This window comes from Roseovarius sp. MBR-51 (assembly GCF_053628575.1).
This window is the reverse complement of record NZ_JBRJGQ010000013.1, coordinates 80,198-105,189: the sequence shown is the minus strand read 5'-3', so window position 1 is coordinate 105,189 and position 24,992 is coordinate 80,198. Positions and strand designations below refer to the sequence as shown.

Genomic DNA, 24,992 nt, shown 5'->3' with positions numbered 1-24,992 from the left:
TAAATGGAAACGGGCCTATGTTCGACACAATGACAATGACAAAGACCGCTGGCGCACTGTGTGGCGCGCTGTTGGTGTTCCTTTTGGGCAATTGGGCGGCAGAGTCGATCTATTCGATGGGCGGCGGTCATGGCGAAGATCACGCACAGGGTTATGTGATTGACACAGGTGAAGACGAGGCCACCGCCGAGGCTGCGGATGAAGGTCCTAGCATCGGCGAGTTGATGGCTGCGGCTGATCCGGCGAATGGCGAGGGACTGTTTCGCAACTGTGCCGCCTGTCACGCGGTTGCGGATGGCGAGAACAAGGTTGGTCCGCATCTTTACGGTGTGGTTGGTCGGGATGTTGGATCGGTTGCAAGCTACGGGTCTTATTCGGGCAGCTTGACCGAAGTGGCGCAGGTCTGGACACCGGTCGAGTTGAACGCGTTTCTTGAGAACCCCAAAAGCTATGCGCCCGGCACCACGATGGGCTATGCGGGGATGCGCAAGGCCGAGGATCGTGCTGACCTGATCGCCTATCTCGATCAGACAGATGGCACGACATTCGAGATGCCGGCGGAAGAAGCAGCGGCTGAGCCTGCGGCGGAAGAAGCAGCGGCTGAGCCTGCGGCGGAAGAAGCAGCGGCAGAGGAAGCAGCGGCTGAGCCTGCGGCAGAGGAAGCGGCGGCAGAGCCTGCGGCGGAAGAAGCGGCGGCAGAGCCTGCGGCGGAAGAAGCAGCGGCAGAGCCTGCGGCGGAGGAAGCAGCGGCTGAGCCTGCGGCGGAAGCGGGCGCATCGGATTTTGCCGCGCTGGTTGCTGCGGCGGATGTCGCCGAGGGTGAAAAACTGTTCCGCCGCTGTGGCGCCTGCCACAAGCTGGAGGATGGCAAGAACGGAGCCGGTCCGCATCTCTTTGGGATTGTTGGACGTGACATCGCCAGTGTTGATGGGTTCAGCTATTCGGACGCGCTCAAGGGGCTGGATGGAGCTTGGACAGTAGACCAGCTGAGCGCGTGGATCGAGAACCCGCGTGAGTTTGCGCCGGGCAACCGGATGGGCTTTCCGGGTCTCAAGGATGAGCAGGATCGCGCCAATCTGATCGGCTATCTGCAAAGCTCTGGAAACTGAGCCGGACCGCATTTTCAAAAGGCCGCTGCCCTGCATGGGCGGCGGCCTTTTTCGTGGGCGCAAGACAGGATCGGCGCTTGAACAACGCGCGCCCCCTCCTTAGCTTGCCACAGACGGATCAAGCACCAGATAATGGGTGCGGCAGGAGGATGATGTGATGACCAGACAGCAAACGTCGGCCAAGGCCCGGACATATTCAGGATTTTCACGGACGCGCGCGCTGCTGGCCTTTGCTGGGCTGTCTATTGCGACCTTGATGGCGCAGGCGGTGTGGGCGCAGGATGAGATCATCACATCGCATGGTTATTCGTTTTACGGTGATCTGAAGTATCCGGCGGATTATCCGCATTTTGACTATGTGAACCCTGATGCCCCGAAGGGCGGTGAAATATCGCTCTATGCGCCGGGGACATTTGATTCGATGAACCCCTATTCGCGCAAGGGACGTGCCGGGCAATTGTCCTGGATGGTCTATGAGAGCCTGTTGGGCGCATCCGAGGCGAGCGGCGAGCCGCTGCCGGGGGATAGATATAACGAGGGCTACGGTCTCTTGGCGGAGCGGCTGGAGTATGACGCGGGCAAGACTTGGGTGATTTTCCACTTGCGGCCCGAGGCGCGGTTTTCCGATGGCACGCAGGTCACGGCGCATGACGTGGTGTTTTCGCACAATCTCTTTCTGGAGCAGGGGCTGAAATCCTATGCGGATGCAGTCAAGCGCCGGGTGCTGAGCGCCGAGGCGCTGGATGACACCCGCGTCAAGTTCACCTTTGCGGAGGGTATCTCGCGCCGGTCGCTGATTGATCAGGTGGGCGGCACGCCGGTGTTCCCGCGCAAGTGGTATGAGGAAACCGGCGCGCGGCTGGATGAGCCACGGCTGGAGGCGGCGCCGGGATCGGGCCCCTATCAGGTCAAGAGCTATGACGTGAACCGCAACATCGTCTATGAACGCAACCCGGAGTATTGGGGCCGCGATCTTCCGATCAATGTGGGGCGGCATAATTTCGACCGTATCCGGATTGAGTATTTCGCCGATGACAACGCCGCCTTTGAAGCGTTCAAGGCGGGAATTTATACGTTCCGCCCGGAGGGGAATTCCAAGACATGGGCCACGGGATACGATTTCCCGGCGGCGAACGCGGGCTATGTGGTCAAGGCGGAGCTGCCCGATGGCTTGCCGCCGACGCCGTCGGGATTCGTGTTCAATCTTGGCCGCGAGACATTGCAGGACAAGCGTGTGCGGCAGGCGATAGCGCTGGGGTTCAATTTTGAATGGACCAATGCATCGCTGCAATATGATCTCTTCAAACAGCGGCATTCCTTTGTGCAGGATACGCCACTGGAGGCCAAGGGCGCGCCGGAAGGGGCGGAGCTAGAGCTATTGAAATCCTTGGGTGATCTGGTGCCTGAAGAGATGCTGACCGCACCTGCGGTGATGGCGCATAGCTCGGATGGTGAGCGTCTGAATGACCGGCGCAATCTCCGCACGGCGATGAAGCTCTTGGATGAGGCCGGTTGGGCCGTGGGCGATGATGGCAAGCGGAGAAATGCGGCGGGCAAGGTGTTGAGCATCGAGATCCCGATTTCTGCCTCTGGCTCTGCCACGATGTCGGCGGTGGTCGAGAGTTTCGTGAGCAATCTGCAACTGATGGGCATTGACGCCAAGTTCGACAAGATCGACGCCGCGCAGTATACGGCGCGCGAGCGGGATCGCGATTATGACCTGATCTTTGACAGCTACATCGCCTTTCTCGAGGCGGGCACGGGCCTGCATCAGCGCTATGGCAGCAAGGAAGCGGCGTTCAGCCTGTTCAATCCCGCCGGGCTGGCAAGCCCGATGGTCGACACAATCATCGACAAGGCTCTCGAGTCGGGCAGCAAGGAAGAGCAGGACGTGGCGTTGACCGCGCTGGACCGGGCGTTGCGCTATGAGTTCTTCATGATCCCGACATGGTATCTGGACAAGAGTTGGGTGGCCTATTGGGATATGTATGACTACCCCGAGCCGCTGCCGCCCTATGCAACGGGCGTGCTGGATTTCTGGTGGTATGACGCCGACAAGGCGCAAGCGCTCAAAGACGCGGGCGCGCTGTGATCCTGAGGACCTGCTGAGATGGGCGCCTATATCCTGCGACGGCTGTTGCTGATCGTGCCCACGCTCTTTGGCATCATGGTCATCAACTTTGCGCTGGTGCAATTCGTGCCGGGCGGTCCGGTCGAGCAGATGATTGCCAATATGCAGGGGCAGGGCAATGTGTTCGAGAGCTTTTCCGGCTCTGGGTCGGATACCGGACAAGAGATGGTGGGGGCCGCTGGTGGCAATGATCAATACCTTGGCGCACGTGGTCTGCCGCCCGAGTTGATCAAGGAATTGGAAGAGCAATTCGGTCTTGATAAGCCGCCCTTGGAGCGGTTCGTCAACATGATGTGGAATTACATGCGGTTCGATTTCGGCGAGAGTTACTTCCGCAAGATCGAGGTGCTTGATCTGGTTCTGGAGAAGATGCCGGTTTCGATCACGCTGGGCCTGTGGTCGACGGTCATTGCCTATATCGTGTCGATCCCCCTTGGTGTGGCCAAGGCGGTGCGTGATGGCACCAAGTTTGACACATGGACCAGTGGTGTCATCATCGTGGCCTATGCAATTCCGGCGTTTCTCTTTGCGATCATGCTCTTGGTGCTGTTCGCCGGGGGCAGCTATTTCCAGATATTCCCGCTGCGCGGCCTCACCTCGGATAATTTCGAGCAACTGAGCATTTTGGGCAAGATCGGCGATTACCTCTGGCATATCGCATTGCCGGTCATTGCCTCGACGATTTCGGCCTTTGCCACGCTGACGTTGCTGACCAAGAACAGTTTTCTGGACGAGATCAAGAAACACTATGTGATGACCGCGCGCGCCAAGGGGTTGTCGGAGCGCAAGGTTCTATATGGGCATGTGTTCCGCAATGCGATGCTGATCGTGATCGCGGGATTTCCGGCGGTGTTCATCGGGGTGTTCTTTGGCGGCTCTGTTCTGATCGAGACGATCTTCAGCCTCGACGGATTGGGCCGGCTGGGGTTTGAGGCCGCCGTGGGGCGCGATTATCCGGTGATGTTCGGCACGCTCTTTCTGTTTGGTCTCATTGGTCTGGTGGTCGGCATTCTGAGTGATCTGATGTATGTGCTGGTTGATCCGCGGATTGATTTCGAAAAGCGGGAGGGGTGAGACAGTGATCCGCCTCTCGCCGCTCAATCAACGCCGCTGGCGCAATTTCCGCCGCAATAACCGGGCGTATTGGTCGCTCATCCTCTTTTCAGTGATCTTTACCGTGACGCTCTTTGCCGAGTTTGTGGCCAATGACAAACCGATCCTCCTGCAATATCGCGGCGGGTACTACATGCCGATTTTCAGGTTCTATCCTGAAACGGAGTTTGGCGGCGATTTCGAGACCGAGGCGATTTACCGTGATCCTGAGGTGCGGTGTCTGATTGCGTCGGGCGGATTGGACATCTGTTTTGACGATCCCGAGGCGATCATCGCGGATGCGCAAGATGGCGTGGTCGAGGGTGAAGAAATTGCCAAGGGTTGGGCGATCTGGCCGCCCATTCCCTATAGCTACAATACCACGGTGGACCGGCCCGGTGCGGCACCGCTGCCGCCCAATGGGCAAAACCTGCTGGGCACCGATGACACCAAGCGCGATGTGCTGGCGCGGGTGATCTACGGGTTCCGGTTGTCGGTACTGTTCACGCTGATCGTGACCGCGCTGTCGTCGGTGCTTGGCATCGCAGCGGGGGCGGTGCAGGGCTATTTCGGAGGGCGCACTGATCTGATTTTCCAGCGGGTGATCGAGATATGGTCATCCACACCGCAGCTTTACGTGATCATCATCCTCTTTGCGATCCTCCCACGAAGTTTTTGGCTGTTGGTGGTGATCACGGTCCTCTTTGGCTGGATGGCTCTGGTCGGTGTGGTGCGGGCCGAATTCCTGCGCGCACGTAATCTGGAATATGTGCGCGCGGCCAAGGCGCTCGGCGTGTCGAACCTCACCATCATGTTCCGGCATATGCTGCCCAATGCGATGGTGGCGACGCTGACGATGCTGCCGTTTGTGATTACGGGCACAATTTCTCTGCTCGCGGGTCTTGATTTTCTGGGTTTTGGTCTGCCGTCTTCGGCGCCCAGCCTTGGCGAGTTGACGCTTCAGGCCAAGCAGAACCTGCAAGCGCCATGGCTCGCGTTTACCGCGTTCTTTGCCTTTGCCATCATGCTGTCGCTGCTCGTCTTCATCTTTGAGGGTGTGCGTGATGCATTTGATCCCAGAAAGACCTTTGAATGAGTGTGTTAGAGGTTAAGAACCTGCGGATCAGCTTTCGGCAAGACGGGCAGGTGATTCCGGCGGTTAAGGGCGTGTCGTTCAGCCTTGATCGTGGGGAAACCGTGGCGATTGTGGGCGAGAGTGGCTCTGGCAAATCGGTTACGGCGCTCTCGACCGTGTCGCTATTGGGGTCGTCGGCAGAGGTCACGGGATCGGTGATCTACGATGGCCAAGAAATGATTGGCGCGGATGATCGGCGGTTGCGCAAGGTGCGCGGCAACGACATCAGCTTTATCTTTCAGGAACCTATGACATCGCTCAACCCCCTGCATACGCTGGAAAAGCAGCTGCGAGAGAGCCTGGAGCTGCATCAGGGACTGACCGGTGTGGCGGCCCAGACGCGGATCGTGGAATTGCTGGAGCGGGTGGGGATTCGCGAGGCGGCAAGCCGTTTGGGCGCCTATCCGCATCAATTGTCCGGTGGACAGCGGCAGCGGGTGATGATTGCCATGGCGCTGGCCAACAAACCCGACATCCTGATTGCCGATGAGCCGACAACGGCGCTCGATGTGACCATTCAGGCGCAGATTCTGGAGCTTTTGGCGGAGTTGAAGCGCGAAGAGGGCATGGGCCTTTTGTTCATCACGCATGATTTGGGGATCGTGCAGCGCATCGCTGACCGGGTCTGTGTGATGAAGGATGGTGAGATTGTCGAGAGCGGGCCGGTGGCGGACGTCTTTGCCGCGCCGAAGCATGAGTATACCCGGAAACTGCTGAGCGCGCGGGCAGTGGGCCTTCCTGCTCCGGTGCCCGAGGGTGCGGATGTGGTGGCTGAAACGCAGGGTTTGCGGGTCTGGTTCCCGATCCAGAAGGGATTTTTGAAACGCACGGTGGGGCATGTGAAGGCAGTCAATGCCGCAACATTGAGCGTTCGCGCTGGCGAAACCTTGGGCATCGTCGGCGAGTCCGGCTCTGGCAAGACGACGCTGGCGCTGGCGATCATGCGACTGATTGCCTCTGAAGGTGAGATCCGCTTTGTCGGGCAGGATGTGAACGGCTGGTCCACGCGAGAACTGCGCAAGCACCGTGCCAAGATGCAGATCGTGTTTCAAGATCCGTTCGGCAGCCTCAGTCCGCGCATGACTGCCGCGCAGATCATCGCCGAAGGTTTGGGCGTGCATGGCAATCCGGGGGGGCGGCCGGCGCGCGATTTGGTGGCCGAGGTGATGGAAGAAGTCGGGTTGAATCCCGCCACGATGGACCGCTACCCGCATGAATTCTCTGGCGGTCAGCGTCAGCGCATCGCGATTGCCCGCGCAATGATCCTGCGGCCCAAGCTGGTCGTGCTGGACGAGCCGACGAGTGCGCTCGACATGACCGTGCAGGTGCAGATCGTCGATCTCTTACGCGATCTGCAGGTGAAATATGGGCTGGCCTATCTGTTTATCAGCCACGATCTGCATGTGGTGCGTGCCATGAGCCACCGGGTGTTGGTGATGAAGGATGGCGACGTGGTCGAGGCGGGCGAGGCCGAGGCGCTCTTTACCGCGCCACAGACTGATTATGCACGCAAGTTGCTGGCGGCAGCCCTTGAAGGGCGTGCCGAAGTCTGACGACTCAGATTGCCGAGCTGTGTCCCTTCTCGTCCATCTCATAGGCGTCGAACTGGCGCGCGATTATCCGTGTCAGGGGACGTGATTCGAGCGGGATCGAGAGGCCGGTGGCGTTGAGGGTCAGATGCCCCTCGAAGCGGTGATCCACGGCGGACAGCATCGCCTGCAACTCAGCGGCCGGGATCTCGAACTCGCGGAAAATCTCGGCGCTATCAATGCGGAAATCGCACATCAGCATTTCGATCATGCGCGAGCGCAGTTTGTCCTCGGCGGAAAAGACATGGCCGCGCGATGTGGAAAACCGTCCCTCGCGGATGGCGCCGGTATGGGCGCCGGTGGCGGGGGCGTTCTGGGCGTAGCCTTGTGGAAAGCGCGAAATCGAGGAAGCCCCCACGCCGATCAGCACTTCGGCGGTGTCATCGGTGTAGCCTTGGAAATTGCGGCGCAACTGCCCTGATTTTTGCGCCACGCTCAGCCCGTCTGACTTGGTGGCGAAATGGTCGATGCCGATTTCGTCGTAATTGTCCCAGAGAAACAGGCGGCGCGCGGTTTCAAACAGGTCCAGCCGTTCCTGCGGTGTTGGCAGGGCATCCGAGGGGATCATTTGCTGCCGCTTGGCCATCCAAGGCACATGCGCATAGCCGTAAAGCGCGACACGGTCCGGGCTGAGGGACAAGAGTTTTTGCACGCTTTCGGTGATGCGTGCGCGATTTTGATGCGGCAGCCCGTAGAGGATATCGGCATTGAGGCTCTTGACGCCGCGCGCTCGAATCTCGTCCACCGCCCAGCGGGTAATGTCATAGCCCTGCATCCGACCGATGCTCTTTTGGATCTGTTCGTCGAAATCCTGCACCCCGATCGAAGCGCGGTTCATGCCAGCGCGAGCGAGCGCATCAAGGCGCGCGCCGTCGATTTCATTCGGGTCGATCTCGACCGAAAACTCTGTTGCGTCGGTAAACGGGGCAATGTCGCGGATGGCGGCCGCCAATTCGGTCATCAGATCAGGAGAGAGCAGGGTCGGCGTGCCGCCCCCCCAATGCAGGCGCGACAGGCGCACGCCACGCGGCAGGCTGCGGCCCAGCATCGCGATCTCGGTCTTGAGTGTCTGTAGATAGGCAATAACGGGCGCGTCGGTCTGTGTGCCTTGGGTGCGGCACGCACAAAACCAGCAGAGCCGCCGACAGAACGGCACATGCACATAGAGGGAAACCTCTGCGCCCTCCGGAATCGCACTGATCCAGTTGGTGAAGTGATCCTGTCCCACGTCGCGGGTGAAGTGGGGCGCGGTCGGGTAACTGGTGTAGCGCGGCACTTTGGAGTCGAAGAGTCCAAGTTTGCCTAGTTGAGTTTTTGTGTCCATACGCATACGATGAAAATAAACGTACTGGCTTGCATTGATTTAGATCAACCGGCACCCGAAGCCTCCCGAAAAAGTGAACGCCCAATGCTGAAAGAGAAAGCCTCGATCATACCCCACGAGTGCGGAGAATGTCCGATCCGCCATCGGGCGGTCTGCGCGCGCTGCGAATCGGATGAGTTGGAGCTGCTGGATCAGATCAAGTATTATCGCAGTTACGAGTCCGGTCAGACCCTGATCTGGTCGGGCGATACGATGGATTTCGTGGGATCGGTCGTTTCGGGCATCGCGACCTTGACCCAGACCATGGAAGACGGGCGCACGCAGATGGTCGGGTTGCTACTGCCCAGCGATTTCGTGGGCCGACCAGGACGCGCCAGCGCGGCCTATGATGTGGTGGCCGTGACCGATATCGTCATGTGCTGCTTTCGCAAGAAACCGTTTGAAGAAATGATGGCGCGCACGCCCCATATCGCACAGCGTCTGCTGGAAATGACGCTGGACGAGCTGGATGCGGCGCGTGAATGGATGCTGGTTCTCGGCCGCAAGACGGCACGCGAGAAAATCGCCTCGCTGATGGTGATCATCGCGCGGCGCGATGCCACGCTTAACAAGAATGGCACGCGCGGGCCGCTGGTGTTCGATCTGCCGCTGACGCGTGAGGCGATGGCGGATTATCTGGGCCTGACGCTGGAGACGGTAAGCCGTCAGGTGTCGGCGTTGAAAAAGGACGGCGTGATCGAGCTTGAGGGCAAGCGCCGCGTCACCGTGCCGGATTTCAACCGCCTGCTGGAAGAGGCGGGCGATGACAGCGACGGCGGGATGCTGATCTGAGGGCGGATGTTCTTTCCCGCGTCTTTATCTCACGATAATTACCTTGGGGGATTGGGGGATGGCCCCCAATCCCCCAGCTATACATCGTCTTTCAATGTGCCATGAACACCGGCACGGTCGCCTGTTCCAGCATATAGCGGGTGGCACCGCCGAAGATGGCTTCGCGGAAGCGTGAGTGACCATAGGCGCCCATCACCACCATATCGGCATCCATGTCACGCACATGCCGCTGGAGCACGTCCGAGACGCGCGGCAAGGTCTTGGACAGCACGTCGATCTCGACCTTGACGCCATGACGCGAGAGATAGTGTGACAAGAGCCCGCCGGGGTCTGACCGGTTCGGCCCGTGGGTAGGGGGGTCGATCACCACCACATGCACCACGTCTGCCTGTTTGAGCAGGGGCAGGGCGGCGCGGACGGCACTGAGCGCCTCGTTGCTTTCATTCCAGCCGATCATGATTCGGTTCGGTGCGGGCGACGTTTCGCCCTCGGATGGCAGGATCAGCACCGGGGTATGTCCTTCAAAGAGCGCCGATTCGGTCACAGGCTCGAGTTCGGCCCCGCGTCCTTTGCCATAGGGCTGCGGCAGAATGACCAGATCAGAGAAGCGCGCGCGCGCGGCGACATGGCGCCCCAGATCGGCCAGTTGGCTGACGCCACTCTCGATTCCCCACCGCAGCGCTGAATTTTTGAGGACAGCGCGCGCCTTGGCCTCGATGGCGGCGGCCTCTTGCTGGGCGCGGGCAATCGTTTCTTGCAGCACGATCGCGCTCGCGCCTGAATAATAGTATCCAGATTGGCTACGGTCCACGCCCAGGCAGAGCACGTCGAGATGGGCATCATGCCGGGTGGCTATGCTGGTGGCGTGGGCCAAGGTTTCCTCAACAAGGGACTCATCGGTCAAAACGGAAAACAGGCTGTTGTAGGTCATGTCGCATTCCTTTGACTGTGTCGCACGTTATGTCAGCGTAGGATGGTATTGCCGGGGCTGCCTTGACGCGGATCAAACGATCAACGTCAGTGTTTTGACACAGATCAAGGATAGTTGAGTCCGACCCTAGCATTACGGTCACAGTCTAACGCGCCTGCGCGGGTCACGGCGACTCGGGTAGAAAAAGACGAAGGGACGCAACATGACGAATTATATCAAGCTGATCGTGCTTGGTCTGGTCACGCTTCTGGCGTTGATCGCGGCCAATTATGCGCGCGATCTGGCCTATCTGGTCAACGCACTGACAGTGGCGTTGGTAGCGGGTGGGCTTTTCCTGTGGACCTTGCGCCACACGGATGAACCGAGAAGCCAGGTGGATCTCTCGGGAGAATACATGGACGGCGTCGTGCGCGCCGGTGTGATCGCAACGTGCCTTTGGGGCGTTGTCGGTTTCCTCGCGGGCACGTTCATCGCCTTTCAACTTGCCTTTCCGGGGCTCAATTTCGATTGGGCACAGGGTTATGCGAATTTTGGTCGGTTGCGTCCGCTGCACACCTCGGCGGTTATTTTCGCCTTTGGGGGCAACGCGCTGATCGCCACGTCCTTTTACGTGGTGCAACGCACCAGTGCGGCGCGTCTCTGGGGCGGCAATCTCGCGTGGTTCGTGTTCTGGGGCTATCAGCTTGTGATCGTGCTGGCCGCCACCGGCTATTTGCTGGGGGCCACGCAGTCCAAGGAATATGCAGAGCCCGAGTGGTATGTGGACCTGTGGCTGACGGTGGTCTGGCTGGCCTATCTGGCCGTGTTCCTGGGGACCATCGTCAAGCGTAAAGAGCCGCATATCTACGTGGCGAACTGGTTTTACCTGTCGTTCATCATCACGGTGGCGATGCTGCATGTGGTGAACAACCTGAGCATTCCGGTCTCGGTCTTTGGGTCCAAGTCGGTGCAGGTCTTCTCGGGCGTGCAGGACGCGATGACACAGTGGTGGTATGGCCATAACGCTGTGGGCTTCTTCCTGACCGCAGGTTTCCTGGGCATGATGTATTACTTTGTGCCGAAACAGGCCGAACGCCCGGTTTACTCTTATAAACTGTCGATCATCCACTTTTGGGCGCTGATCTTTATCTACATCTGGGCGGGTCCGCACCACCTGCATTACACGGCGCTGCCTGACTGGGCCTCGACGTTGGGCATGGTGTTCTCGATCGTGCTGTGGATGCCGTCCTGGGGTGGCATGATCAATGGTCTGATGACGCTCTCGGGCGCATGGGACAAGCTGCGCACCGATCCGGTGATCCGGATGATGGTGATTTCCATCGGGTTCTACGGCATGTCGACCTTTGAAGGGCCGATGATGTCGATCCGCGCGGTCAACTCTCTGTCGCATTACACCGACTGGACCATTGGGCACGTGCATTCTGGTGCGCTTGGCTGGAACGGCATGATCACCTTTGGCGCGCTCTACTTCCTTGTGCCGAAGCTGTGGAACCGTGAGCGGCTCTATAGTCTGAGCCTTGTGAGCTGGCACTTCTGGTTGGCGACCATCGGCATCATCCTCTACGCCGCCGCCATGTGGGTGACGGGGATCATGGAGGGCCTGATGTGGCGCGAAGTCGATGCCAACGGTTTCCTCGTGAACTCGTTCGCCGACACCGTGGCCGCGAAGTTCCCGATGTATGTGGTGCGCGGTCTGGGCGGGGTTATGTTCCTCTCTGGTGCGTTGATCATGTGCTACAACCTCTGGATGACTGTGACACGTTCGCCGGCCGTTGCGCCTGTGAACAGCGCAGTCCCGGCTGAATAAGGAGGGCCGGAGAGATGGCAATTCTGGACAAACACGCAATCCTGGAAAAGAACGTCACGCTTTTGGCGATCTTTGCCTTCCTTGTCGTCACGGTCGGGGGGATCGTGCAGATCGCCCCGCTGTTCTGGCTTGAGAACACCATCGAGGATGTAGAGGGCATGCGCCCCTACTCACCGCTGGAGTTGACGGGCCGGGATATCTACATCCGCGAGGGCTGTTACGTCTGCCATAGTCAGATGATTCGTCCGATGCGCGATGAGGTCGAGCGCTATGGCCACTATTCGCTGGCCGCGGAGTCGAAGTATGACCACCCGTTCCAGTGGGGGTCAAAGCGCACGGGGCCGGATCTGGCCCGTGTCGGGGGGCGCTATTCGGATGACTGGCACGTGGACCACCTGCGCAATCCGCAGTCTGTGGTGCCGGAATCGGTGATGCCGAAATATGGCTTCCTCGAGAACCGGATGATCGAGCCGGCGCATATCGAGGATCTTCTCAAGACGCATCGTCTGGTGGGGGTGCCCTATAACGATGAGATGATCGAGAATGCCAAGGCCGATTTCGCGGGTCAGATTGATCCCGATGGTGATACCGACGGTCTTCTGTCGCGCTACCCCAATGCACAGGTGCGCAATTTCGACGGGCAGCCGGGAGTATCCGAAGCGGATGCGCTGATTGCCTATCTGCAAATGCTGGGGACGCTGGTTGATTTCTCGACCTTCACCCCTGACGCAAGCCGGTAGGGGAGCAGAGCGATGGAAACCTATTCCCTGTTGCGTGAATTTGCCGATAGCTGGATGTTGCTGGTGCTCTTTACGTTCTTTGTCGGCGTCGTGGTCTGGGTGTTCCGACCCGGCGCGACCAAGAGCTATGAAAACCCGTCAAACATCCCGTTCCGGCACGAAGACAAACCGGCCCGCGCCAACGGCGCCCGGCACGAGGAGGCATGAGACATGGCCAAACAACCCAATAAGAAGAACCAAGAGGTCGAAACCACCGGCCATCAATGGGACGGGATCGAGGAATACAACAATCCCCTACCGCGCTGGTGGCTGTGGACGTTCTATGCCTGTATCGTCTGGGCCCTGTGGTATGTGGTCGCCTATCCGGCATGGCCGCTGGTTCAGGGCGCCACCGCCGGTTACAAGGGCTGGTCGACGCGCGCCAATGTCGCGGTCGAGTTGGCCGAGGCCGAGGCCGCCAATGCCGCGATCAACGCCAAGCTGGAAACGGTCGAATTGACCGAGATTGCGGGCGATCCCGAATTGCAGGGCTACGCCACTTCGGCGGGCAATGCCGTGTTCAAGACGTGGTGCGCGCAGTGCCATGGTTCGGGCGCGGCAGGGGCCAAGGGCTATCCCAACCTCTTGGACAATGACTGGCTCTGGGGCGGCACGATCGAGGATATTCACACCACGATCGCCCATGGTATCCGCAACCAAGAGGACCCTGATGCGCGCTATTCGCAGATGCCCGCCTTTGGCGAGATTCTGGAACCGGCGCAGATTGATCAGGTCGCCAACTATGTGATGTCGATGTCGGGCGAACCGCAGGATGCGTCTCTGGTTGCCGAAGGTCAGACCGTGTTTGCGGAGAATTGCGCCGCCTGTCACGGCGAGACTGGAGCGGGCGATATCTATCAGGGGGCGCCCAACCTCGCCGATGCGATCTGGCTCTATGGTGGATCGTTCGACACGATCAAGGAAACCGTCACCTATTCGCGCTTTGGCGTGATGCCGCCGATGGGCGGGGCCGATCTGAGCGAGGCCGAGATTCGCGCCGTTGCGATCTATGTCCATCAGCTTGGTGGGGGCGAGTGAGCCGCCTCTGATACGGCTCTGAAGAACACCTCGGACCCTGCCGCATGACGGGGTCCGAGGCTAGGCACCGGTCTTTCCGTCCTGTTCGCGCGTTTCTGTGAAGGACCGGTGCCGATTACCTCTGAGACTGCAGATGATGTCAACCACTGGCCCTTGACGGGGCCATGTGTGCGTTGACCTCAGTCTCGTCTCCGGGCCACGAGATGCGCCTCAAGCTCTGCTCCAGAGCGTGAGTCAAATCGTTCGGCGGGGGGCCAATGAGCGCGAGCTTCATGCCGGTGCCGGATGTCACGGCGCGTTGCGGTTCGAAACGTATCTGCAAGAATATTGAACATGGTGCCATCCTCTTTTGGTTCGGTTTCTTTAATCAATATGGCGAATATGACGCATGTGCGCGACTCTGGAAAATTTCCAAATTGTAAGCTAAATTAACATTATGGAATGGCAGTCACTCCCTCCCTTGACGGCACTTCGGGCCTTTGCTGCGCTAGCGGAAACCGGCGGCACAGCGGCGGCAGGCATCAAACTCAATGTGAGCCACGCGGCGATTAGCCAACAAATCAAACACCTGGAGGCGCATCTGGGCGTTGCGCTCGTGGATCGCACGGGGCGGCAGCTTCGGTTGACGGCGGAGGGACGGGAGCTTGCCGATGCTCTGGAACTGGGGTTCGGAGCGATTGCCCGCACCGTGGAGTCATTGACCGGGGCGGATGCAAACAGGCCGCTACAGATTTCGACCACGCCAAGTTTTGCCGCGCATTGGCTTATGCCGTGTCTCAGTGATTTTCGTCAGTCGCACCCGCAGATCGACCTGATGATTGATCCGAGTCCCCATCTTATTCGCCTTGAGCCGGGCGGTATCGACGTCGCCATTCGCTACGGTGCCGGATCTTGGCCGGGGCTGAATGCGGAGTTGCTGTTTCACTCGCCCATCGTTGCTGTGGCTGCTCCGCAATTGGTCGCTGGGGTGCGGATCACGTGTCCTGAGGATCTGGCTGATCTGCCATGGCTCCAGGAGTTCGGCACCAATGAGGCAAGCGATTGGCTGCGCCGCCAGGGCGTCCTCAAGGAGCGCGCCGCGGGTCTTGTGCAGGTGCCCGGCAACCTGTTGCTCGACGGGCTGCGCAACGGACAGGGCGTTGCCGTTACCGTGCGCGATTGGGTGCGTCAGGATATCGCGGCGGGTCGGTTACGGCTTTTGTTCGAGGAAGACACGCAAAGCGGATATCATATCGTCACCCGTCCCGGCGTTTTGCGGCCACCCGCCAAGTTCTTTGTCGCATGGCTTCGGAGAATGGCTCGACAGAGGGTGCAAGTGCAATAGATCGATTCAGGAGTCAGAATTTGATGCAGGTCAAAGCTGCTGCGTCCGCATCCTGACAGAACACGATCAACAGAATGATCACATCGGAGTATGTCCGTGGCCGATTCCCACCCAACCGAACCACAATCTCTCTACGCCGCGCGCGAACCGGTGTTTCCAAAGAAGGTTTACGGCAAGTTCCGCAACCTGAAATGGGTGATCATGGTCGTCACCTTGGGCATTTACTATGTCACGCCCTGGATTCGCTGGGACCGGGGTGCTGCGCTGCCGGATCAGGCGGTTTTGCTTGATCTGGCGAACCGGCGGTTCTTTTTCTTCTGGATCGAGATTTGGCCGCATGAATTCTATTTCGTGGCGGGTCTCTTGGTCATGGCGGGTTTGGGGCTATTCCTCTTTACCTCGGCCTTGGGTCGGGTCTGGTGTGGCTATGCCTGTCCGCAGACGGTGTGGACCGATCTTTTCATTCTGGTCGAGCGCTGGATCGAAGGGGATCGCAATGCGCGGCTGCGCCTGCACCGGCAAAAGAATTTGGATCTGCGCAAGGTGCGGCTGCGGCTGACCAAGTGGATCACTTGGGCTTTGATCGCGGTGGCCACCGGGGGCGCTTGGGTGTTCTATTTCACCGATGCGCCGACGCTGCTCGTCGACCTCTTGACCCTCAACGCCCATCCCATCGCCTATACGACGATTGCTGTGCTGACCGGCACGACGTTTTTCTTTGGTGGCTTTGCCCGCGAGCAGATTTGCATCTATGCCTGCCCATGGCCGCGCATTCAGGCGGCGATGATGGATGAGGATACGCTGACCGTCGGCTACCGCGAATGGCGGGGTGAGCCGCGCAAGAACTCCGACGCGGTCAAGGCAGGTGAGCCGCAGGGTGATTGCATCGACTGCATGGCCTGCGTCAACGTCTGCCCGGTGGGGATCGACATCCGCGACGGCCAACAGCTTGAGTGCATCACCTGCGCACTTTGCATCGACGCCTGCGATGACATCATGGCCAAGATCGGCAAGCCGCGCGGGTTGATCGACTATATGGCGTTTACCGATGAAGAGTCAGAGCGTGCGGGCGGCAAACCGAAGCCAATCATCAAACATGTGCTGCGCCCACGCACAATCCTCTATACCGTGCTTTGGTCGCTGGTGGGGGTCGGGCTTGTTTTTGCGCTGTTCATCCGGTCGGATATCGACCTGACCGTGGCGCCGGTGCGCAATCCGACCTTTGTGACGCTCTCCGATGGCTCGATCCGCAATACCTATGAGGTGCGCATCCGCAACATGCAGCACGAGACGCGGGAATTCGAGGTCACAGTCAAGGGCGATCCGGCAATCAAGGTCGAATTGGAAGGTGCCACAGACGGCAAGATCAGTGTGAACGCCGATGAAGTGCATTTGCAACGCGTCTACCTGGTGGCCCCGGCAGGATCAGAGCCCGCCACAGAAGAGCGTAGCGATGTCCGCATCTGGATCGAGGATCTCACAAGCGGTGAGCGGGCCCACAAAGATACGGTCTTTAACGGAGAGGATGACTGATGGCCGAGCGCAGGATCACCGGCAAACATGTGTTGATCGGTTTCGTCACAGCCTTTTCTGTGATCATTGGTGTCAATCTGGTGCTCGCCTATGCGGCGGTCAGCACCTTTCCGGGATTGGAGGTCAAGAATTCCTATGTTGCCAGTCAGGAATTCAACGACCGCAAGGCCGCGCAAGAGGGACTGGGCTGGACCGTGGTGGCGGATCACGCGGGCGGTCTTTTGGTGCTGCACATCACCGATGAGGCGGGCAACCCTGTCGAGGTGGCAAAGTTGGAGGCGACCGTTGGTCGCGCGACCCATGTGCAAGACGACCAGACGCCTGATTTCCAGTATGATGGGCAGGCCTATGTCGCCCCGGTGGCCCTTGGCAATGGCAACTGGAATATCCGCATGAAAGCCTGGGACCGGGATGGCACCCTCTTTCAACAGCGCGTCGTTCTGCACAAGGAATAGACTATGACCGTCCCCATGCGCCCTTCCCCTTCGGCCTGTCCGGCCTGCGCCGCAGCCCCGGCGGCCGAGGCCTTGGCGGCCCGTGCCCTGCCGGGCGCGCAAATCGCCCTATCCCTTCCGACGATCCATTGTTCCGCCTGCATTTCCAAGATCGAGCGGGCGTTGAATGCGGATAGCCGGGTGAAGTCCGCACGCGTCAACCTGACCCTCAAGCGGGCCAGTATCGACGCGGCCTCCGAGGTGACCGCTGAAGACATGCGCGTGCTGGTCGAGGGACTGGGTTACGAGGCCTATGAGCTGGATCAGGGCACGCTGAATGCCACAGCCAATGACCGCGCCGGGCGGGATCTTTTGATGCGGCTGGCTGTTGCCGGATTTGCCAGCATGAATGTCATGCTTCTGTCGGTGTCGGTCTGGTCCGGGGCTGAGGATGCGACGCGCGACATGTTCCACTGGATTTCCGCCGCGATCACCCTGCCGGCAATCGCCTTTTCCGGCGTGCCGTTCTTTCGCAATGCCTGGGCCGCGTTGCGCAATGGGCGGCTCAATATGGATGTGCCGATCGTTCTGGCCATTGTGCTGGCGATCCTCACCTCGCTCTGGGAAACGATGCTGTCGGGGGAGCATGCCTATTTTGATGCGGCGCTTACGCTCACGTTCTTTTTGCTGGCGGGGCGCTATCTCGATCACCGCACGCGGGCCATTGCCCGCTCTGCCGCCGAGGAATTGACGGCGCTCGAAGTGCCGCGCGCGATCCGCTTGCGCGCCGGAGTGGAGGAGCAGGTTAATGTGGCCCTCTTGGCAGCGGGGGATCTCATTCTCGTGCGGCCCGGTGGGCGCATGCCGGTGGATGGTGTAATTGTAGAGGGCACGTCAGAGATCGACCGGTCGCTGCTCACAGGGGAGACGCTGCCGGTGTTTGCGGGTGAGGGGCAGGTGGTCAGCGCAGGCGAAGTGAACCTGACCGGGCCGCTTACCATCCGCGCGACGGCGGTGGGGGCGGAAACCTCGCTTCACCGTATGGCGGATCTGGTGGCCATCGCGGAATCTGGGCGCTCGCGCTATACCTCGCTGGCCGATAGTGCGGCCAAGCTCTATGCGCCGGGGGTGCATATTCTGGCGGGCCTCAGTTTTCTGGGGTGGTATCTCTATACATGGGACGTGCGCACGGCGGTCAATATCGCCGCTGCGGTTCTGATCATCACCTGCCCTTGCGCGCTGGGGCTGGCGGTGCCTGCGGTGACAACGGCGGCCTCGGGGCGCCTATTCCGACGGGGGATGCTGATCAAGCATGAAACCGCGCTCGAACGGCTGGCGCAGGTGGATACGGTCGTGTTCGACAAGACCGGCACGCTGACCACGGGGATGCCGCAACTCACCAATCTGGACGGTTTGCCGCGCGCGGTGGTTGAAGTGGCGTTAGCTCTTGCGCAGGGGTCTTCGCATCCGCTGGCGCAGTCGATCACCCGCGCTGCGCGTGGTGCAGGAGTTGCGGCGGCGGCGGTTACAGACATTACAGAAGTGCCGGGATATGGCACAAAGGGCCGCTGTAACGGCCAAGAGGTGCGTCTGGGACGTGCAAGCTGGACCGGGGCGCAGGCCCTCTCCGAGACTGCAACCTTTCTCAAGATCGGGGATCAGGTGCCCGTCGCCTTTACCTTTGCGGATGCGTTGCGGCCCGGTGCGGCGGAGGTGGTGCAGGGGCTGATGGATCAGGGCAAGCGGGTGATCCTGATTTCCGGCGATACCACTCCTGCGGTCGAGGCCTTGGCCGCGCGCCTTGGTATTCCGCAGTGGATGGCCGAGGCGCTGCCCGCAGACAAGGCGGCGCGCGTGGCGGCTATGACCGCCGAGGGCGCGCATGTGCTGATGGTGGGGGATGGGCTCAACGATACGGCGGCTCTTGCGGGGGCGCATGTGTCGATTTCGCCCGCGACGGCGCTTGATGCTGCTCGGGTGGCGTCAGACATCGTTCTATTGGGCAATGACCTCTCACCAATCGCGGCGGCCTGCGTGACGGCGAAATCCGCCACACGCCGCATCCGCGAGAATTTCCAGATTGCCACTGTCTATAACGTGATTGCCGTGCCGCTGGCGGTGGCGGGGCTTTGTTCGCCGCTGATTGCCGCCTTGGCCATGTCGCTGAGTTCGATCACTGTATCTCTCAACGCGCTGAGACTGAGGTAGCCAATGAATATCCTCACCTACCTGATTCCGATTTCCCTGATCCTTGGTGGTGTCGGCCTTGTGGCGTTTATCTACACCGTGCGCTCGAACCAATATGATGATCCTGAGGGCGACTCTCGGCGTATCCTGTCGGACGATTGGGACGACCACCCCAAGCCCTGAGTGGCATTCATCTGTCTGAAAATACCTCGGGCGTTTGGGGGGCTGACCCCCACTCTGCGCTTTGGACCACAGTGACAGCCTTCAGCTTGGCCCGATCATGAAACAGGTGACTTTCTTGGCCTGAAGGCGGCGGCAGGCGAGGTCCGCGCTCTCACGTGTCATACCCATGAAATTCGCGTCGAAGCCGGCGGGCCGCTGCACCACTTTGCGCAGACTGCCATCAAGTGTGGCCATTTCATTGAGGGCGGTTTGCAAGAGCACCTGCCGCGCCTTGTATTCGCTGCCATAGCGGCCGACGTTGATCCCCCAATGACGCCCGCCAGAAGTCGAGACACGTGTCACAACCTCTGGTTCGGGCTCTGGCGCGGGCGCGCTTGCGAGGACGATATCGGTCGGGCGTTGTTCGGGGCGGGTTTCAGGCGTGACCGCTACGCTGCCTTGGGCAGGGGTCGCCGTTGCAACCTGCTGAGCGGCCAGAAGTGCGCGCTCGATATCATCCCGCGCGGCGATGACCGGCATCGGGGCGGCTTGCGAAGGCCGCGATTGTGGGCGCAGGCTCTTGATCACGGCGGCGGCGGTTGTGAGGCGCACGGTCTTGGCGGCAACGCTCGGGCGATCTTCGCCTGCGGCGATCCTCACGGGCACTGTGCCGATCTTGCCCAGATATGGAGGGCGCGCCGGGCGAAGCACGGCAACCTGCGTCGGTGCCTTTTTAAAGCCGAGGTCGAGCAGTTCAGCCACCTTGGCATTGCGAGAGGCGGTGGATTGACCGCCAAAAACAGTCGCGATGATGCGCTCACCGCCCCGTTCTGCGCTCGCCACAAGGTTAAAGCCTGCGGCGCGTGTATAGCCTGTCTTGATCCCGTCAGCGCCACGATAAGCCTCTAGCAGGCGGCGGTTGGTGTGGCTGACCGAGGTCACGCCAGCATCGGTGGTGATGCGCGAGAAGAGATTGTAATACTGAGGGAAGTCATAAAAGAGGTGCCGCCCCAAGATTGACATGTCGCGCGCGGTGGACAGATGCCCGTTCTCGGTCAGGCCATGGGCATTCTTGAACGTGGTCCGGCTCATGCCGAGACCCTCTGCCGTGCGGTTCATCCGGCGCGCAAACTGCGCCTCTGATCCTTCGATCGCCTCGCCAAGTGCGGTGGCTGCATCATTGGCGGATTTGACTGCTGCGGCGCGAATGAGATAGCGCAGCGCAATGCTGCTACCGGCACGCACGCCGAGTTTGCTGGGCGGCTCAGAGGCGGCATGTTTCGAAATCAGCACCTTGTCATCAAGACCGATCTCGCCGTTCTCGATTGCCTCGAAAACCACATAGAGTGTCATCATCTTGGTCAAAGAGGCCGGATGTAGCCGCGTGTCGGCATTGTTGGAATAGAGCACTTCGCCGCTGCGCGCGTCCATCACCAATGCTGCATAAGGTGCCGCCGCCGCGCTCAATGGCACGATGATCAGCATCCAGACTGTTGCCATCGCCACCAGCCCCCAACGGACTGGCTGCTTGCCCCGTGTTTTCATAGAACTGCTCTTTTACTGCCTCGCGCCGCCGGTTTTCCGACTGGCATTGATTTATAGGAAATACCGTAGCACAGGCGTGTTCTTGTTTAAAGTGTTCATTTTTAAAGAGTTTCACGGGAGTTGGGCCAATATGTAGTGGCTTGATCTCATCCACCCCCCATATGCACGTCACGACTGATAGATGAGCCGATCGGCGGTCAAAAAAAGTGACCCGGGCGGTGCAGCCCGGGCCATGTCTTGGAAATGACTCGTGATCAGTTCAGCGCGGCATCGCTGATTACGTGGGTCCATGCGCCGTCGCCGGGATGCGCGCTGATCACCGGGTCCGATCCGCCCGAGAGCAGCGATTGCACCGTGCGCTCGTAATCCTCGGGGTCGAGTGCGCCGTTGGAGCCTGCGGTCAGCTTGGCCACTTCGGTCATCATACGGATCTGATGCTCTTCGGTCTGTGCGCCGGTGGCGTCATTGTCGAGCACGATCATGGCGGCGTCCTCGGGGTTTTCCTCGGCCCATTTCCAGCCCTTCATCGAGGCGCGCACAAAGCGGGTGAGCTTGTCGACCTCTGCGGGATCGCTCAGTTTTTCCTCCAGAACATAAAGCCCGTCTTCGAGCGTGGCGACGCCCTGATCCTCGTATTTGAAGGTGATGAGTTGATCCTCGGTGATGCCGGCGTCGATCACCTGCCAGTATTCGTTATAGGTCATGGTCGAGATGCAATCGGCCTGTTTCTGCAACAGCGGATCGACGTTAAAGCCCTGTTTGAGCACGGTCACCCCATCGGCCCCGCCCTCGGTGGAAATGCCAAGCTGGCTCATCCATGAGAGAAACGGAAACTCATTGCCAAAGAACCAGACACCCAGCGTGCGACCGGGGAAATCATCCGGCCCGGTGACGCCGGTTTCCTTGAGGCAGGTCAGCATCATGCCCGAGGATTTGAACGGCTGCGCGATATTGACGAGCGGCAGGCCCTTTTCCCGCGCCGAAAGGGCGGCGGGCATCCATTCCACTGTCACATCCGCGCCGCCGCCCGCGATCACCTGGGTGGGCGCGATATCCGGCCCGCCTGGCTTGATCGTGACGTTGAGGTCTTCTTCCTCGTAAAAACCCTTGTCGAGGGCTACGTAATAGCCTGCGAATTGCGCCTGCGTCACCCATTTGAGTTGCAGCGTCAGATCATCCGCCGCCTGCGCCATGCCCGCAAAGCCGGTCAGCGTCGCGAGGCTGAATAGTCCTGTCAGTTTTTTCATCTGTCATCTCCCTTGTTGGTGGTTTCTTTGTCTTATGCCCGGCCTCTTTGCGACGGGTGCCAGAAGGTCACTGCCTTTTCCAAGAGCGCCACGGCGCCGTAAAATCCAGAGCCCGCAATGGCCGCGACCACAATCTCGGCCCAGACGAGATCGAGCGCCAGTTGCCCGACCGAGGTCGAAATGCGGAATCCCATGCCCTTGATGGGCGAGCCAAAGAACTCTGCCACAATCGCCCCGATCAACGCCAGTGTCGTCGCGATCTTGAGGCCATTGAAGATAAAGGGCATCGCGGCGGGCAGGCGCAGCTTGAACAGGGTTTGCCAATAGCCCGCCGCATAGGTGCGCATCAGGTCGCGCTGCATGGCGTCAGTATCGGTGAGCCCCTGCACGGTGTTCACGAGCATGGGAAAGAACACCATGACCACGACCACCGCCGCCTTGGACTGCCAGTCAAAGCCGAACCACATCACCAGAATGGGGGCCATGCCGATGATCGGCAAGGCGGCGACGAAATTGCCCACCGGCAAGAGACCCCGTTGCAGGAAGGGAAAGCGGTCGATGGCAATAGCGGTGAGAAAGGCCGTGCCGCAGCCCATGATATAGCCGGTCAGCGCGCCCTTGAGCGCGGTCTGCACGAAATCGGCCCAAAGGATATGGGTGGATTTGGCGAAAGTTGCGGCAATGGCGGTGGGGGCGGGTAATAGGACGGGGGAGATCGAGAGACCCCGCACCAGACATTCCCAGATCACCACCACGGTCAGGCCAAAGATCACCGGCACCAAGAGCCGGGTGGCCCGTGTTCTAGGCTGGTGCGACAGGCGGGAATTGATCCACCAGCCAAGCGCCCATGCCACCAATCCAAGCGCCAGCCAGCCCATCACGCCATCCCCATCCGCTTGAGCGTGATCCGCTGGATAAGGCCAATCAGCCCCACCAGAACCGCCGCCAAGGTTGCCGCCATGATGAGCGCCGACCAGATCTGGATGGTCTGGCCATAATAACTGCCTGCCAGCAGGCGCGCGCCAAGCCCTGCGACGGCACCCGTGGGCAATTCGCCCACGATGGCACCGACAAGGCTGGCGGCCATGCCGACCTTGAGCGAGGTGAAGAGATAGGGCATCGACGAGGGCAGGCGCAGCCGCCAGAAGGTCTGGTTGGCGCTCGCGTTCCATGTGCGCATCTGATCAAGCTGCATGGGCGTGGGGCTGCGCAGCCCCTTGACCATGCCGACAACGACCGGAAAGAACGACAGATACATCGAGATCATCGCCTTGGGCAGCAGCCCGGAAATGCCCACGGCATTGAGGACCACGATGATCATCGGGGCAATCGCCAGGATGGGAATGGTCTGGCTCGCGATGACCCATGGCATCACGGACATGTCCATGGTGCGGTTGTAGACGATGCCGATCGCCAGCGCGATGCCAAGGGCGGTGCCAAGGACAAAGCCGAGTGCTGTGGCGCTGAAGGTGATCCAGCTATGATAAAAGAGTGAGCGTTTGGAAAATCCGCGCCCTTCCAGCACCATGGCACCGGTGGTCTGCCATATTTCGACCGCCACCTGATGCGGGGCGGGCAGCTTGGGCTTGTCCTGAGACCATGTGTCGGCGATGAGGGCGGGGAGCGTGAGCGTCACCTCCGCCCGCGCCGCCTGATCCCGCGCCCATTGCGCGTTGAGCGCCACAGCCGCAGCGTACCAAAGCGCAAGGAGGGTGGCGACGATGGTGAGAACGGGCAGGAGGTTGCGCATCATGCCCTCGCTGCCTTCACTATTCCAAAAATACTCAAATCCCGGCGCTGAAATCGAGCGCAGATTTTGAGTATTTTAAGAACGCTGAAAGGAATTCGTGGTTTTCTACCCCCACGGTACAGGCTGGAGAGCCGATGACCGTGAACGGTGAAGGTCCCTCTCCCCGTCAAACGGGAGGGGGCGCTTTTCAGGAGGATTGGGCTATGCTGCATCGCCGTGCCCCGCGCGTAGCCCTTCGCGGACGCGATGGGCGATGTCGAGGAATTCCGGCGTCTCGCGGATGTCGAGGGGGCGCTGCTTTGGCAGCGTGCTCTCGATCACATCGGTGATGCGGCCGGGGCGGGGCGACATGACCACGATCTTTGTGCTCAGATACACCGCTTCGGGGATGGAATGGGTGACGAAACAGATGGTCTTGTTGGTGCGGTCCCAGAGTTGCAGGAGTTGTTCGTTGAGATGGTCGCGCACGATTTCATCCAATGCGCCAAAGGGTTCGTCCATCAGAAGGATGTCGGCGTCAAAGGCCAAGGCACGGGCGATGCTGGCGCGCTGCTGCATGCCGCCCGAAAGCTGCCATGGGTATTTCCGCTCGAATCCCGCCAGATCGACCAATTCCAGCACGCGCTTGACGCGAGCGTCCTGATCGTCGCGCCCGTAGCCCATGATTTCGAGCGGCAGGCGGATATTGCCGCCGATGGTGCGCCATGGATAGAGCCCCGCCGCCTGAAACACATAGCCATAGGCGCGCGATTTGCGCGCCTCTTCGGCGCTGGTGCCATTCACCGTCAGGCTACCGCCGGTGGGATGCTCCAGATCCGCCATGCAGCGCAGAAGCGTGGTCTTGCCACAGCCCGAGGGGCCGATGAAGCTGACGAAATCGCCCTTTTCCACCTCAAGGCCCACATCCTTGAGCGCATGGACCGGGCCATCGCCGGTCTGAAACGTCAGCGACAGGTTGCGCGCGCTGATGACTGTGTTGCTGCTCAAACCCTATCCCCTGCTGGCTCGGCCGCTACTGCGCCCGGCTGGCTATTGGTTGTCAAG

General features: G+C 60.2%; 23 protein-coding genes. 16 read left to right on the top strand and 7 right to left on the bottom strand.

The window, feature by feature from the left end; genetic code table 11:
- Positions 1–35: 35 nt before the first annotated feature.
- The 5 genes from ACSSVY_RS17550 (at position 36) to ACSSVY_RS17530 (ending at position 7,020) form a co-directional block, all read left to right on the top strand.
- A complete protein-coding gene (locus ACSSVY_RS17550; RefSeq protein ID WP_454270919.1) occupies positions 36–1,109 on the top strand; it encodes a c-type cytochrome in 1,074 nt (357 codons plus the stop codon).
- Between the two features lie 157 nt (positions 1,110–1,266).
- The gene (locus ACSSVY_RS17545) at positions 1,267–3,201 is read left to right on the top strand and encodes an extracellular solute-binding protein (protein ID WP_454270918.1); all 1,935 of its coding nucleotides are present in this window, start codon (positions 1,267–1,269) and stop codon (positions 3,199–3,201) included.
- A gap of 18 nt (positions 3,202–3,219) precedes the next feature.
- Positions 3,220–4,314, top strand: a complete 1,095-nt coding sequence (locus ACSSVY_RS17540) for a microcin C ABC transporter permease YejB (protein WP_454270916.1) — start codon at positions 3,220–3,222, stop codon at positions 4,312–4,314.
- Between the two features lie 7 nt (positions 4,315–4,321).
- Positions 4,322–5,428 carry an ABC transporter permease gene (locus tag ACSSVY_RS17535; protein WP_454270938.1) on the top strand — a complete coding sequence of 369 codons (1,107 nt, stop codon included), beginning with the start codon at positions 4,322–4,324 and terminating at the stop codon, positions 5,426–5,428.
- Positions 5,425–7,020, top strand: coding sequence for an ABC transporter ATP-binding protein (locus tag ACSSVY_RS17530; protein WP_454270915.1), 1,596 nt, complete (start codon positions 5,425–5,427; stop codon positions 7,018–7,020). Before ACSSVY_RS17535 ends, ACSSVY_RS17530 begins: the two co-directional genes overlap by 4 nt.
- A 4-nt stretch (positions 7,021–7,024) precedes the next feature.
- Here the strand turns inward: ACSSVY_RS17530 and hemN are convergent, their stop codons facing one another.
- On the bottom strand, positions 7,025–8,380 hold the full coding sequence (hemN, locus tag ACSSVY_RS17525) for an oxygen-independent coproporphyrinogen III oxidase (RefSeq protein WP_454270914.1): 1,356 nt from the start codon (positions 8,378–8,380) through the stop codon (positions 7,025–7,027).
- 84 nt (positions 8,381–8,464) lie between these two features.
- Between hemN and fnrL the strand changes: the two genes are divergently transcribed.
- Positions 8,465–9,211 carry a transcriptional regulator FnrL gene (fnrL, locus tag ACSSVY_RS17520; protein ID WP_454270912.1) on the top strand — a complete coding sequence of 249 codons (747 nt, stop codon included), beginning with the start codon at positions 8,465–8,467 and terminating at the stop codon, positions 9,209–9,211.
- A gap of 91 nt (positions 9,212–9,302) precedes the next feature.
- Here the strand turns inward: fnrL and ACSSVY_RS17515 are convergent, their stop codons facing one another.
- Entirely contained in the window at positions 9,303–10,142 is an 840-nt protein-coding gene (locus ACSSVY_RS17515) for a universal stress protein (protein WP_454270910.1), read from the bottom strand.
- Positions 10,143–10,344: 202 nt separating this feature from the next.
- On the opposite strand from ACSSVY_RS17515, the gene ccoN reads away from it, so the two are divergent.
- The 10 genes from ccoN to ccoS all read left to right on the top strand — a co-directional run bounded on the left by ccoN (position 10,345) and on the right by ccoS (position 19,427).
- Positions 10,345–11,949 (top strand): cytochrome-c oxidase, cbb3-type subunit I, encoded by a 1,605-nt coding sequence (ccoN, locus tag ACSSVY_RS17510; protein WP_454270909.1) that lies wholly within the window; start codon positions 10,345–10,347, stop codon positions 11,947–11,949.
- 14 nt (positions 11,950–11,963) lie between these two features.
- Positions 11,964–12,689 (top strand): cytochrome-c oxidase, cbb3-type subunit II, encoded by a 726-nt coding sequence (gene ccoO / locus ACSSVY_RS17505; RefSeq protein WP_009817282.1) that lies wholly within the window; start codon positions 11,964–11,966, stop codon positions 12,687–12,689.
- 12 nt (positions 12,690–12,701) lie between these two features.
- Positions 12,702–12,896 carry a cbb3-type cytochrome c oxidase subunit 3 gene (locus ACSSVY_RS17500; RefSeq protein WP_454270907.1) on the top strand — a complete coding sequence of 65 codons (195 nt, stop codon included), beginning with the start codon at positions 12,702–12,704 and terminating at the stop codon, positions 12,894–12,896.
- Between the two features lie 3 nt (positions 12,897–12,899).
- On the top strand, positions 12,900–13,766 hold the full coding sequence (ccoP, locus tag ACSSVY_RS17495; protein WP_454270906.1) for a cytochrome-c oxidase, cbb3-type subunit III: 867 nt from the start codon (positions 12,900–12,902) through the stop codon (positions 13,764–13,766).
- A gap of 257 nt (positions 13,767–14,023) precedes the next feature.
- The gene (locus ACSSVY_RS17490; protein WP_454270904.1) at positions 14,024–14,188 is read left to right on the top strand and encodes a hypothetical protein; all 165 of its coding nucleotides are present in this window, start codon (positions 14,024–14,026) and stop codon (positions 14,186–14,188) included.
- Between the two features lie 14 nt (positions 14,189–14,202).
- Positions 14,203–15,090: a LysR family transcriptional regulator gene (locus tag ACSSVY_RS17485; RefSeq protein WP_454270903.1), complete on the top strand. Its 888-nt coding sequence runs from the start codon at positions 14,203–14,205 to the stop codon at positions 15,088–15,090.
- A 90-nt stretch (positions 15,091–15,180) separates the two neighbouring features.
- A complete protein-coding gene (ccoG, locus tag ACSSVY_RS17480) occupies positions 15,181–16,623 on the top strand; it encodes a cytochrome c oxidase accessory protein CcoG (protein WP_454270901.1) in 1,443 nt (480 codons plus the stop codon).
- Positions 16,623–17,078 carry a FixH family protein gene (locus ACSSVY_RS17475; protein ID WP_454270900.1) on the top strand — a complete coding sequence of 152 codons (456 nt, stop codon included), beginning with the start codon at positions 16,623–16,625 and terminating at the stop codon, positions 17,076–17,078. The genes ccoG and ACSSVY_RS17475 overlap by 1 nt, the downstream gene beginning before the upstream one ends.
- A gap of 3 nt (positions 17,079–17,081) precedes the next feature.
- The gene (locus ACSSVY_RS17470) at positions 17,082–19,265 is read left to right on the top strand and encodes a heavy metal translocating P-type ATPase (RefSeq protein ID WP_454270898.1); all 2,184 of its coding nucleotides are present in this window, start codon (positions 17,082–17,084) and stop codon (positions 19,263–19,265) included.
- Positions 19,266–19,268: 3 nt separating this feature from the next.
- On the top strand, positions 19,269–19,427 hold the full coding sequence (gene ccoS / locus ACSSVY_RS17465) for a cbb3-type cytochrome oxidase assembly protein CcoS (RefSeq protein WP_454270896.1): 159 nt from the start codon (positions 19,269–19,271) through the stop codon (positions 19,425–19,427).
- 81 nt (positions 19,428–19,508) lie between these two features.
- Here ccoS and ACSSVY_RS17460 read toward each other — a convergent pair whose 3' ends face one another.
- From ACSSVY_RS17460 to ACSSVY_RS17440, 5 genes are all read right to left on the bottom strand, one after another.
- The gene (locus tag ACSSVY_RS17460) at positions 19,509–20,951 is read right to left on the bottom strand and encodes a serine hydrolase (RefSeq protein WP_454270893.1); all 1,443 of its coding nucleotides are present in this window, start codon (positions 20,949–20,951) and stop codon (positions 19,509–19,511) included.
- A 254-nt stretch (positions 20,952–21,205) separates the two neighbouring features.
- The gene (locus ACSSVY_RS17455) at positions 21,206–22,198 is read right to left on the bottom strand and encodes an ABC transporter substrate-binding protein (RefSeq protein WP_454270891.1); all 993 of its coding nucleotides are present in this window, start codon (positions 22,196–22,198) and stop codon (positions 21,206–21,208) included.
- Positions 22,199–22,230: 32 nt separating this feature from the next.
- Positions 22,231–23,076, bottom strand: a complete 846-nt coding sequence (locus ACSSVY_RS17450) for an ABC transporter permease (RefSeq protein WP_454270889.1) — start codon at positions 23,074–23,076, stop codon at positions 22,231–22,233.
- A complete protein-coding gene (locus ACSSVY_RS17445; protein ID WP_454270887.1) occupies positions 23,076–23,951 on the bottom strand; it encodes an ABC transporter permease in 876 nt (291 codons plus the stop codon). The genes ACSSVY_RS17450 and ACSSVY_RS17445 overlap by 1 nt, the downstream gene beginning before the upstream one ends.
- Positions 23,952–24,149: 198 nt before the next feature.
- Positions 24,150–24,935 carry an ABC transporter ATP-binding protein gene (locus ACSSVY_RS17440; RefSeq protein ID WP_454270886.1) on the bottom strand — a complete coding sequence of 262 codons (786 nt, stop codon included), beginning with the start codon at positions 24,933–24,935 and terminating at the stop codon, positions 24,150–24,152.
- Between the last annotated feature and the right edge of the window lie 57 nt (positions 24,936–24,992).